Below are 9,565 nucleotides of genomic sequence, written 5' to 3'. Positions count from 1 at the left end.
TTCTGTTTTTATCAAAAGCCTTATTGAAATTTCTGCTGAAGCACTACTTACATTCGTTATAGTAGATACAATTATCACGATATACAAGGAAAAGAGAACACCCAAAAATTAGCCTTTCTATTTCCTGAATTATGGAATTCATAAAAATATACTTATTATTATGAACGGAAATATTGTATTTTCCTTCTATTATCTTTACACCATAACTATAAAAAGCCCTCAATCTAAATTGAGGGCTTTTTGTAAAAATGATGAAATCAAATCACAATATATCTTTGTTGTTACGCAACACGTTTACATACAACGCTGGTCGTTTAGCAAATTGTAGCCTTTGCTGATGGCCATTTTTATAAAAGGAAAACCCATCAAGAACTAGATGAGTTTAATTTTCATACCAAGTTCCATTCACTTTTACTCGAACACGTTCTTGTTTCTTACATGACGTTAGTTTGTTATAGCTAAAATTACAAACTATATTGTAGATGCTGTCATAGTTCCAAAAATACGCAGGGTGATTTTTTTTATAGTCTTTCCATTCATTACTATATGTACCTTGGTTTTTTAAATCACCTTCTGTACCGAACGCTGCTGCAACTTCTTCGTAGGACATACCTTTGCGTAAGTTGTTGAAAGCATCAGTCATATGTTTCTGCTTAGCTTCTGCATTACGATTCTGTTCTTCTAGCTCTTCTAGTCTTTTTTCTTCTTTCGCTAGCTGTTTGGTTTGTTCCTTTTCCAGTTCTACTAGTTCTTTTTCGTAGTCGGCATGGACTTGTTCTCGTTCCTTTTCATATTTGTAATCTAAATACTTATTCCATCCCATAATCACAAGAGGGATCAAAATTAAACTACATATTATAACAATCAGCTTCTGCTTCAAATCCCCATCCCCTTTAGTAATTATGTATATACATTTAATCATCCGATAAACCAGAATTCTTATTCGCAGGAGTTGAATTATCCTTAATTATCACTTCTTTCTTTTATGGTTGAGGACTTATCACTTAAAAGAATGGAGGATTTCTGAATCATCATAACAGAATTGATTAAACCTATTTCGTCATATTATGTCGAAGGGTAATAAAAAAGACACCCAAAGGTGCCTTCCTCCGACTTGAACCACTTTAATTTTAATAATATGTATTGGACTCCCATCCAAATATTATCTTTCTCAATGAATAATTGGAATATTTTAGGGTTATTTATTCTGTTTTTATGTTAAGATGTTTTGGTGTTATTTGGATTATTTTGGGAGGTTGGAAGAATTGCTTAGGGCGTTTCATATGGATTTTAGTTTCTATACAGAAAATATAAAAGTTTTAGGGTTATTAGGGAATTCTACTCGATTATCAATTGTTTGTAAATTGATTACATATGGATCGTTGTCAGTTTCTGATTTAAGTAAGCAAACAAGAATTACAGAAGATTTGATTGTACAACATTTGCGTAAATTAGCCTTTGGAAATATTGTAATTAGTGAACGTATAGGGAAAAGGCTTTATTTTAAAATAAAAGATAATAAAACAATTGAGATTATTAAGGTATTAGGGTTACAAAGTTAAATTTAATCATTTGTATCCCCAAAAAGGGATACCTACGGACATAGGTGTCCCTTTTTGGGGATATACGAAAATCTCTGTATCAACTTTCACTTAAAAACATTGGAATACGCTTTCAATTTTCTTACAATTCTGTATAAATATTTATAATTATAGAAATAGTTTGAAAATTTTGGATTGATATGTAAAGATTAGAGAGGTAATTTACAAAAATCGAAAGGGGATTTGATATGAATACAAAGTATGTTATTAATCCAAAATGTTTTCGGTTTAAAGTATTAAGTTTAGTTGCAGTTTTAATGATTACTATTTGTACATTTTTTGTAAGTGGAAATACAACCACTTTAGCTGCTACATCTACGCCTGTATATTTAAGTGACACGTTGACTCCGATTTCTGTTGTAGGAGATATAGAGAAAATAAATCCTAATTATTCTTCGTATAATAAAAACCAATCATTTTATAAAACGAAGTTATCTATTAATGGTGTGCAATATGACAAAGGAATTGGCTCCCATGCAAATAGTACAATTAAGTATAATTTGAATGGACAGTATTCTAAATTTACAGTAGATGTAGGAATAGATGATCAAGTAGCAGCTGGTCATGGTTCTGTGAATTTTGTGATAATTGCTGATGGCAAAATTCTGTATATAAGTCCGGTTAAAAAATCTCACGATCCAGCTGAACATGTAGAAGTAAATATTGCAGGAAAAAATACACTTGAGTTAGTTTCGTATAATGCTAATGATAATATTGACAATGATCATGCTGACTGGGCGGATGCAAAATTGTTTACTCAATGAGTACAATATATTACTAAACTATAATTTACTAAAAAACTCCCTTAGTTATTTAAGGGAGTTTTAGTCAGAATATATCAATCTAAAAGGTCGAGTTCCTAGCGTATAGGAAATCGGCTTTTTCTTTATGAAATTTTGCTTAGCGTACAAAATTCACGAAATGTTGGTACTATCCCTAATAAAGCAAATCTTACAGCTTTCACCGTAACTACCACCATATCCTATAACAATAGTGCCTCCTTTAGATTAGAGGGGGAAACTAGGGTTCATTCCATGTGATTTAATGGGTTCACTTTACCTTATGTTTTCAAGAATGAATTGAGCAGGTCCTTTTGAAAATAAAGAAAAGACACCCAAAGGTGCCTTTCTCCGACTTGAACCACTTTAATTTTAATAATATGTATTGGACTCCCATCCAAATGGTGTTTTACCATGTTAAGTTGTATTGTACATTGAGAAATTTGGTATACCTCTTTATTTGAACGTAAAAAGCCCTAGAGGGGCTAGGACTTTTTGACAGAATGAAAATGATTCAAAAAAGGACTTATATAACTTAACATATGAATGTTTCATAAATGTATCGTAAAAGTGAACAAAATCTATATTTTGTTATTTTACTCCATCTCTTTCTAATGCTTCTTTTAGCATTCCTTCAGCTTCTTTTCTAATTTCTTCAGGTGTCATCTGGTCCACTGGTTTATAATTACCGTTTTTATCGTAGTCGGCTGTGTTAGTTTTTGGCTCATTTGTAGATGGCGGAACAGATTTATTAGGGTTCTCGTGTGTTATAACTTGAGATGCAGGAGATCCCTCTGTTTTAGACCTGTTTTGCTTTTTTAACTCTTCTTCTAACTTTTTCACTTGATCATCAAGAGCTTTATTTTCTGTTTCTAATGTTTTTATGTTTTTGTGAAGTACCTCATTTTCTTCAACGATTTGTTCATTAAAGTTTAGTCGGTTCATAGGTTCTTTTTCTGGTGATATACCTACTATAATAATTGCCATTAACATTAGTAATCCTGAAAAAACGAAATGATCTTTTGCTGTTTTTTTTAATAAGAGTTTAATAAATCCTTTAATTAAATAATAAATCCCGATAATTATAGTGTAAGTGAACGTCATAAACATGGTATGGAAAATCGTTCTAGATGTGAGGCTTGGGAATTCTCCAATTGTTTCATAAAGCGCACCATATGTAACCATCAAAATTGCAGCATACATTATCGTCAACATTAAGCCGACAATTAAAAATCTTTTAAATAGTGTCAAAGCTATTCCTCCTGTAAATCTTAGATGTATTAGATAATTTAATAAAAAAATAAAAGCACTCTTTTGAGTGCCTATTTTAAGCAGATACAGTAGCTTTACCTTTACGGAAGATACCCATTAATCCACCGGTCATTAAAGCTATAAACGCGCAAATAAGACCAAAAATACCACCAATAAGACCTAATACAAATTCAGTTGTTCGTTTCATTATAATCTCTTTAATTATGTAAAATGTAAGATTTCCGAGCTTATCATAGCAAACAATCAATTCGAATATTGTCATATTATGTCGAACGGAAACAAAAAAGCACTCATAAGAGTGCTTATCCATAAATCTAATGTTTTTTACTAGATTTTTTATGCCCTTTATTTCGTTCACAAGCCACGCCATCACCATCACGATCTAAATGTGAAGCATAAGCTGGGCTATCTGGAGTTATATCATAGTAACCAGCATTATTTGCATCTGTACAGTTTGCAAAGTGAACTTTCTCTTGTTTAGGTGCAGCTTGTTGCTGAGGTGCTGTATTAGCTGCAGCTTTTTGTTGCTCCTGTTCTTTTGCTCGAGCTGCTTCTTGTTGTTTCTTTTGTTCTTCCTGTTGTCTTTGAGACTCTTCTTGTTTGCGTTGTTCATCTAATCGCTTTTGTTCTTCAGCCTTTTTCTGTTCTTCCAATTGCTTTTGCTCTTCGGCTTTTTTCTGTTCTTCTAACTTCTTTTGTTCCTCAGCTTGTTTTTGTTCTTCGGCCTTTTTCTGTTCTTCTATTTTCTTTTGTTCCTCTTCCTGTTTTTGCTCATCTAACTTCTTTTGTTCATCTTCTTTTTTAGTTTCTTGTTTTGGTTCTTCTGATGTACTTGCTTTATCATTTGAACCACAAGCAGCCAATCCCATAAGTAACACGCTGCATGCTAAAGCCATTAATAATTTTTTACTCATAATTTAATTCCTCCAAGATATATAAAATATAATATTTCTGGACAATCTTATCAAAACAAACATTATTATATTGTCATATTATGTCGAAGGAAAATAAAAAAGAGAGCCGAAGCCCTCTAAAATCATTTATCAATAATTATCCCCACTAGATTCATAATAATATGAATCTGAATTACCACAGCAGATGCATGTTGTTTGTTGGATAAATAATGGACTAAGTTCAGCGTTAGCTGTAGTGGCATTTGAGAAAGTAATACTTTGAACATCCTCAAATAAGAAAGTTTTTCTATCTCCTGGTGTTAATGTAATTGTTTGTGGAGTTGTGGAATTAAATGTTCTAATAGTCAATGTAACAAACGCAGCAAATACAGGGCTAAAACTAAAGCGAATTAGAGTTTTATTGTGATTATTTGTAAAATTTTCAAATAGGGTAATTGTAGAACCGGGTGGAATTTCAAGGCTTGTAGGGGTAGTTTCAGAGCCGAAAATTGTAAATGTCTCTATGAAACAGTTACTGGAGTTTGAAGAGTTACATGATTTATCTTTTTTCTTGTAATATTTCTTTCCGTCTTTGCAGAAATAATCTGCCATATCTAATCATTCCTCTCAAAAAAGAGTTTAAGGTTGTCCCATATATATTATGAAGGTTGTATAAAAAGGTTCTAGTTTAAAAAGAGTAAATAAAAAAGAGAGCCGAATCTCTTATGGGAAATTGATAAGAATTTATCAATAGAAATTAGAGAGGTTGTCCCCCTCCTAATTAAAAACCTCCTCCAATGTTGTACAAGTATTGAATAAGTTTTTTATTAGATTTATAGGGAGATGTGGTTTTACTGTGGGAAGGAGTTTGTTATTTATAAAGGTAAACCTTTATAAACAGGTAAAGCCCAAGAAATATGTATTCATTAAAAAATATAACCGAAAAATATTTGTTATAATTAGAATAATTGGAAAGGAATTTGGGGAGGAATAGTTATGGGGTTAAATATACGACAATTAAATAAGAGTTTAGAAATAAAAATAAAAAAAAGTATTGCGCTATTAGATGAAGAATATCAGTCTTTAAATTTCACTATATATTTTTATGAGACCCGTGAAAAACTTCAAAGAGAGCGTGATAATAAACCAGATTTAAAGAGAAAGCATTATGAACAAATATTAAATGGTGAAATGGAAACGGCGGGCTTAACTATTCAGGAAGAGGGGAAAATTAAAATTTTTCTATTCCTTTTTCAGGATTTGAAAGGGAATCCTACAGAAGTCATTAATTTAATTGGTAATCTGTATCATGAGATTCGTCATGCATGGCAATTTGAAAATAATTTATTCCAAGATGAAAAAGAGATTGATACGATTGATGGCGATCTTGAATCATATCTAAGCTTACCATCTGAAAAGGATGCATATAGATTCCAAGATGAAAAAATGAAAAAACATGGTGAAGAAATTTTAAAGATTTTTGGCTTTCAGTTAAAAGTTAATTATCGTTTAGCCGATGAAATAAGTAATATTATATATTCATAATGTAAAAATATTAGAGAAGTGTCTCGATTATTAAATTAGACAAGGAGATGAACTTAATGGACGAAAAATTGATGTATAAACAAATTGATAAATATGAATACCCTATAAATGGTGAACAGCCTGAAAGAAAATTTTTAGGGAATCGAAATGAAAAAAAATGTATATTTTGTGGGAGAAATTCAGATAAAGTATCATTTAAAAAAGAAGCTCATGTTATACCAGCAGCATTAGGTAATAAGAGTTTATTTAACTGGGATGAATGTGATGAATGTAATGAGAAAATATTTAGTGTACACGAAAATGAACTTTTAAATTATTTACAATTAGAAAGAATTTTAGTTAGAGGGAAACCAAGAAAAGGCTCTCCAAAATATAAACCAGCTAAGGCTAATTCGTTTATAACTAGTACACCTGGTACGAATGTGGTTATCATATCTTTGGATGAAAAGGAATCGGTTTTTGAAATTCTTGAAGAAGAAAATAACATTTTAAAATTAAAATGTAATAACATGCCACCGTACAGTTTATCTGGAGTGTGCAAAGCTTTAGTGCATATGGGTTGGTCTGTACTTCCTGAAGAAAAAAGGAGTGACTTCCCATACATTTATGATTGGGTTAATAATAATATAGAAATACTGCCTTTATATTTGGATGTTGCATTTATCCCAGGCGGTGGTATAGCAAATGTTACTCTAGAAATATGGGAATCGAATTGTGAAGAATCGAGTAATTATCCTTTAGTATTTAGATTAATTTATGGTCATAAAGTTTTATCTTTTTATCTACCTAAGAGTACTGATATTAGTGACCCTCCGAATGCGTTACAACATTTAAAACAGATACCGTCTGATGCTTTAGTTGAGTGCACTCAATGGAAAATAAAATCTGAGCAAAGACAACAGCCTAGTGACTGTACATTTACAATGAGTTATAGAGAGAAGGAATAAGTAAGAAAATAAAAGAGCCATTTTAACATGGCTCTTTTTACACTTGAATCTTCAAATCAATTTACTTATTTATGTATCCAAAGAAATTGTAGAGCTACCTGTTCATAATTATCTTTATAATTTCTCGAAGTATAATCTTCATCAGATTGAATTTTATCCTCATATTTCTCTTCTAAAACCCTTGCTAATTCTTGAGGAGGGAATATTTCCTTTAGAGATTGATAATTTTCTGCTGTAAACCAACTAATCATTATTTCGTCTAATGAACTTTCTTGTTTTACAAATCCCATTAACAGCTTTTCTGCGCCATTTTCTTCATTAATCCATTCTCTGAATTGATTAATTAGTTCTTTTTTATTTCCCCACTTATTCCATACATAAAAAAAGGGGTATACATTGGCACCATATAATTCTAAGAAATTCTGTTTTTTTATTTCTATTTTGGTCTTTTTAATCAATTTTGTAGCTATAACTTTTAATTCCTCATTTTTAAAAATCTCTTCTGTTCCATTATTATAGGGGCGTAACCAATTGAAAATTTGCCAAGAAAAGACTATGGAATTTGAAGATTCTATTGCAATTATGGCACTATCTTTCCTTTTATCTTTCGACAGTTTACCCAATAATTCATAGATAAGAATAGATACTTGCTCTCTTGTATTATAAATATTGTTGTTATCTGGAAGTAGTTCCCCCAGCATTCCTAAGCATACAATAAGTTTTTCTGCTTTTTTTTCATTTAACCTAGCTGTACTCATTCTTAGTTTGTTTATAAGATTTAAGATTTTTTGTTTCTCTGCCATTGTCTTCATCTCAGAGTATATTACATTAATATCTTCGGACTCTAAGTGGCCTAATAAGGAATTAAATCTAATATCAGAAATTTGTCCATTTGGCACATGATATACAAAGTATTTTTCAAAGTAATACTTTGAACAAATATTTTGTTCATCTGCCCATTGTTTTTCCATATTATCACTAAAAGAAATATTATAGTAAAATAAATTCTGACTACTAGGAAATAACTCCACTATCAAATCAATGATTGCTTTCTTTTCGTTAGCTGAAAAATTCTTGAAAAGTTTTTCAATTAAGGGCTCAAATATTTCTTTTTCCTTACCGAAGTCTTCATTTTTTTTACTATGTAAAAAACTTGAAGAATGTTTGTAAATGAACTTATATATATCAGGGAAAAATACTCTCAATCCCTCAATACTTAGCAAATCTACAACATTTACCTCATCTTTTAGTAAAGGTACCGAAAATGAAATGGAGTTTTGATATCTTTTAATATCTCTAATTGTCAAAGGAAACTTTCCAAAATACCTATCCCAAATTACTATTAATCTATTAATTTGACGATGAGTCAAAGATATCTCATTTATATCCAAATTCTCTTGAATGCCTTCTAATAAAATACTTCGAATATCCAGCGTATTTGCTGGAGGTAAATGTAACGGAACCTGAATAATCTTTTCTAAAAATGATTGTCCCAAATGATGTCCACTTTTTCCACTAGCATACTGGTTTGATAACACTTCAGTAACAATCTCCTCATCGAATGCTAATACATAAGAAATACTAGGGAAATCAGCTATTAATTTTACCAACTTAAATATTGAATATATATCTTTATTATCTAATCGATCCAAATCATCTATAAGTACAATGATTTTTTTATTCTCTTTCTCAATTTGTACTGCAATGTCTTTTTTTATTGTATTGACATCCGTTTTTTCTGAAGTATTATTTAAGAAATCTTTAAAAGAAAAAGTAGCAGCACCCATCCTCAATGTTAAAGATGTAATTTTATGCGTATAAGTCTTAATATTAGATATTAGTTTACTCTTTTCTCCTGAAAAACTTTCTTCAATCTCTATAATTAGCTTATTAAAAAATTGTAAAATCAGCTGTTCTTCATTCTCAAAATACCATGGATTGAATGAAATGGTAATTACATCCTTCTCTCTCTTTATACGTTGCTTCATTAAATTTAAAACTGATGTTTTACCAGTTCCCCATCTTCCATAAAGACCAATAACAATACTTTGTTCTTCCTTTCTAGTATTAATAATATCTGTTAGTCTGTCAGCGAAATGGGACCGTTCTAGTTTATCTTCTGCTGCTTTACTTATGGGGGTATCAGGATAAAGTATCGGTTTTCTCTTAATTACTTTTTCCTTGCCCTTTTTCTTGTCCTTTTTATATCTGAATAGTTTTATTAAACAATAAAACACCAGAAACACTAGCCATAAAATTTTAGTTACAGGTATAATAAATTCCCCTTTTGAAATTTGAAATTTTGTTAAAAGGAAATAAACTAAACCGCTTAGAAACATAGCAATGATCCAATAATCTATTTTGAAAGTGAATATCGGATATTTTATGATTCTGCTAATAATTTTATGTCGTTTTACTGCATATAAAAAGAAGATACCAATTGTAACTACAATTGGTATACAGAACCAATATAGCTTTATTATACTTAACGATATATACTTTTCTATTCCACAACTTTCAAGTAACCA

Annotated in this window: 10 protein-coding genes; 4 read left to right on the top strand and 6 right to left on the bottom strand. The window is 30.6% G+C overall.

Going from position 1 to position 9,565, the window contains the following annotated elements; all coding sequences use genetic code 11:
- Positions 1–382: 382 nt before the first annotated feature.
- The gene (locus tag ACQGSG_RS23295; RefSeq protein ID WP_325842319.1) at positions 383–880 is read right to left on the bottom strand and encodes a hypothetical protein; all 498 of its coding nucleotides are present in this window, start codon (positions 878–880) and stop codon (positions 383–385) included.
- A gap of 403 nt (positions 881–1,283) precedes the next feature.
- On the opposite strand from ACQGSG_RS23295, the gene ACQGSG_RS23290 reads away from it, so the two are divergent.
- Complete coding sequence (locus ACQGSG_RS23290; RefSeq protein ID WP_000347619.1) at positions 1,284–1,562, top strand: ArsR/SmtB family transcription factor; 279 nt, start codon at positions 1,284–1,286, stop codon at positions 1,560–1,562.
- A gap of 227 nt (positions 1,563–1,789) precedes the next feature.
- A complete protein-coding gene (locus ACQGSG_RS23285) occupies positions 1,790–2,365 on the top strand; it encodes an NPCBM/NEW2 domain-containing protein (RefSeq protein WP_325842320.1) in 576 nt (191 codons plus the stop codon).
- Positions 2,366–2,971: 606 nt separating this feature from the next.
- Here the strand turns inward: ACQGSG_RS23285 and ACQGSG_RS23280 are convergent.
- The 4 genes from ACQGSG_RS23280 to ACQGSG_RS23265 all read right to left on the bottom strand — a co-directional run bounded on the left by ACQGSG_RS23280 (position 2,972) and on the right by ACQGSG_RS23265 (position 5,157).
- Positions 2,972–3,631 (bottom strand): hypothetical protein, encoded by a 660-nt coding sequence (locus ACQGSG_RS23280; protein WP_325842321.1) that lies wholly within the window; start codon positions 3,629–3,631, stop codon positions 2,972–2,974.
- A 76-nt stretch (positions 3,632–3,707) separates the two neighbouring features.
- Positions 3,708–3,839 (bottom strand): hypothetical protein, encoded by a 132-nt coding sequence (locus tag ACQGSG_RS23275; RefSeq protein ID WP_325842356.1) that lies wholly within the window; start codon positions 3,837–3,839, stop codon positions 3,708–3,710.
- 127 nt (positions 3,840–3,966) lie between these two features.
- Positions 3,967–4,566: an excalibur calcium-binding domain-containing protein gene (locus ACQGSG_RS23270; RefSeq protein WP_325842322.1), complete on the bottom strand. Its 600-nt coding sequence runs from the start codon at positions 4,564–4,566 to the stop codon at positions 3,967–3,969.
- A gap of 129 nt (positions 4,567–4,695) precedes the next feature.
- Positions 4,696–5,157, bottom strand: coding sequence for a hypothetical protein (locus tag ACQGSG_RS23265; protein ID WP_325842323.1), 462 nt, complete (start codon positions 5,155–5,157; stop codon positions 4,696–4,698).
- Between the two features lie 384 nt (positions 5,158–5,541).
- Here ACQGSG_RS23265 and ACQGSG_RS23260 point away from each other — a divergent pair, with 384 nt between their 5' ends.
- Both ACQGSG_RS23260 and ACQGSG_RS23255 read left to right on the top strand, forming a co-directional pair.
- Positions 5,542–6,090, top strand: a complete 549-nt coding sequence (locus tag ACQGSG_RS23260; RefSeq protein WP_325842324.1) for a hypothetical protein — start codon at positions 5,542–5,544, stop codon at positions 6,088–6,090.
- Positions 6,091–6,146: 56 nt separating this feature from the next.
- Positions 6,147–7,037: an HNH endonuclease gene (locus ACQGSG_RS23255; protein WP_325842325.1), complete on the top strand. Its 891-nt coding sequence runs from the start codon at positions 6,147–6,149 to the stop codon at positions 7,035–7,037.
- Positions 7,038–7,102: 65 nt separating this feature from the next.
- Here the strand turns inward: ACQGSG_RS23255 and ACQGSG_RS23250 are convergent.
- Positions 7,103–9,565, bottom strand: a 2,463-nt coding sequence (locus ACQGSG_RS23250; protein WP_426948131.1) for a KAP family P-loop NTPase fold protein, incomplete at its 5' end; no start/stop codon positions are given.

The organism is Bacillus sp. GMa5/1 (assembly GCF_050172015.1).
GTDB lineage: Bacteria > Bacillota > Bacilli > Bacillales > Bacillaceae_G > Bacillus_A > Bacillus_A cereus.
The sequence above is the reverse complement of the archived record's forward strand: the minus strand, read 5'-3'. Positions and strand labels throughout refer to the sequence as shown.

Bases quoted from the DNA above. Each gene is read 5' to 3' on its own strand.
- ACQGSG_RS23290 (WP_000347619.1), top strand. From the start codon at position 1,284: ATGGATTTTAGTTTCTATACAGAAAATATAAAAGTTTTAGGGTTATTA.
- ACQGSG_RS23285 (WP_325842320.1), top strand. From the start codon at position 1,790: ATGAATACAAAGTATGTTATTAATCCAAAATGTTTTCGGTTTAAAGTA.
- ACQGSG_RS23275 (WP_325842356.1), bottom strand. From the start codon at position 3,839: ATGAAACGAACAACTGAATTTGTATTAGGTCTTATTGGTGGTATTTTT.
- ACQGSG_RS23270 (WP_325842322.1), bottom strand. From the start codon at position 4,566: ATGAGTAAAAAATTATTAATGGCTTTAGCATGCAGCGTGTTACTTATG.
- ACQGSG_RS23265 (WP_325842323.1), bottom strand. From the start codon at position 5,157: ATGGCAGATTATTTCTGCAAAGACGGAAAGAAATATTACAAGAAAAAA.
- ACQGSG_RS23260 (WP_325842324.1), top strand. From the start codon at position 5,542: ATGGGGTTAAATATACGACAATTAAATAAGAGTTTAGAAATAAAAATA.
- ACQGSG_RS23255 (WP_325842325.1), top strand. From the start codon at position 6,147: ATGGACGAAAAATTGATGTATAAACAAATTGATAAATATGAATACCCT.